Genomic DNA, 1679 nt, shown 5'->3' with positions numbered 1-1679 from the left:
GCATATACCCATTGCTCACGAAAAAAAATGTCCTTGTCGATATAGGGATGAATCGCTTGGTGTACCTCATCTACTGCGAAAACTTGACCTTTCTCTCCCATATTGCAGTCGCGGCACGATGGAACTAAATTAATAGGCATCACCGAAAATTCAGGATAATGTGCAATAGGAAGAAAATGATCTATATTTTTTGTCTGTCCTATATCACCACAAAATGGACATTTTTCACCTGATGAAACAAGCATGTCATCGTAATATGTTCTAGCGGGTTTGTTTTTATCTCGGAGATTATTTTCATAAAGCTTTTCTAATTTAACCTTTGTCAGGTTACCAACTACTAAGGTTGTAGGCTCAAGAGGGTGTGTCCTGTCGTAGGTAAATAACTGACCTGTCGAGCTTAATATTCTATATTGTTGTTCTTTCTGCAAAAAAGTGGGGAAGTGAGTAATGAAATTATTTCTAACATTTATCTGCATCATACCTTCCGAGCATTTATTAAGCATTTCGCTATAAGTTCTCGCTGGAAGAGGTAGTTTTTTCATTGTACTTTACCTTCATCTCTGTTCATTATCATCGCTTTTAAAACGGTTCGACCTTCTAATCCTATCTGACCATTATAATTTTTTAGAATGGTTTCATAAGAAAGCTCTGAATCAACGGACTGCGATAATAAGTGGTGGTATCCAGAATTTGTCACTTCAAGTAAAAACACCTCACGAGTTAAAACACCTAAGTTCTCACCGAATGTCTCAATATCCGGACGGATAATATTTATTGCTTCTCTTGACCGTAGGACTTTCCACATGCAGGATTTTGGAACCTCTTGCAGTACTACTGGGGAATGAGTTGCAATTATTGCTACACCATTGCGTGCATCGAGTAAGTCGCTTAATGTTCGTAAAAAAGCAGAGAGCAAAGGTGGATGCAGATGAACCTCTGGTTCATCGAATAAAACTAATGACTTTTCGCCAACGACATCTACTAATCTTGTGATAGTAAATAAAACAATTGCATGTCCAGAGCTCATTCGAAGCAGATATTTCTGGATATTGTCATAAAACAATTTAGTGAATTTATCATCGTCCACTTGAATCTGTGGTTCATTACGTCTTAACTCTTCATATTTAGAAATGAGGCTGATGAGTTCCATATTTGAAAAGTTTTCATCACTACTTAGTTTTTTGATAGCTTCAAGCCAGAGTTGTCTTTTTCTATCTACTCTCATACAACCAATAAATGCTGAAATGAATTCTAAGCGGAGATCGCCTAGTGATTTTAAACTATTGCTGGCAGCATTCTTGAGTCCAATATAAAAGTATTGTGTACCTTTTGCTGGGTCAGGTTGTTCTTTAGGAGGAGTAAAAGGATCAAATGCACTAAACGAAACTGAAACAAGCGATCGAAAATATCCCTTTGGGATTCTTGACTCGATAAGTCTATTATTTTCAGAGAAAAAATATTCATTGTTTTCTGGGTTGGTGATTGCACCAATCATTCCATTCAAAATTGTTGTTTTACCACACCCATTCCGCCCGATAAAAGCATGAATGTTCGTGCTGGGCATAGAATTAACCGTCACCTCAAAAGGTATAGTTAAATCACTGAATCCGGGAGCACTTTTTCTATTAAATGAAAAGTGGAAATCTGACAATTCTGGCAAACCATTTAACACACGTGCG

The 1679-nt window shown here is 37.1% G+C and carries 2 protein-coding genes; both read right to left on the bottom strand.

Annotated elements, in window-relative coordinates; genetic code table 11:
* The coding region (locus HP552_RS00660; RefSeq protein ID WP_175393853.1) for an HNH endonuclease at positions 1-542 on the bottom strand (542 nt) is incomplete at its 3' end.
* On the bottom strand, positions 539-1679 hold a 1141-nt coding region (locus HP552_RS00655; RefSeq protein WP_175393852.1), incomplete at its 5' end, for an AAA family ATPase. The genes HP552_RS00655 and HP552_RS00660, both read right to left, overlap by 4 nt.

Origin of the sequence: Paenibacillus xylanilyticus (assembly GCF_013359935.1) — a bacterium.
Classification (GTDB): domain Bacteria; phylum Bacillota; class Bacilli; order Paenibacillales; family Paenibacillaceae; genus Paenibacillus; species Paenibacillus xylanilyticus.
The sequence above is the reverse complement of the archived record's forward strand: the minus strand, read 5'-3'. Positions and strand labels throughout refer to the sequence as shown.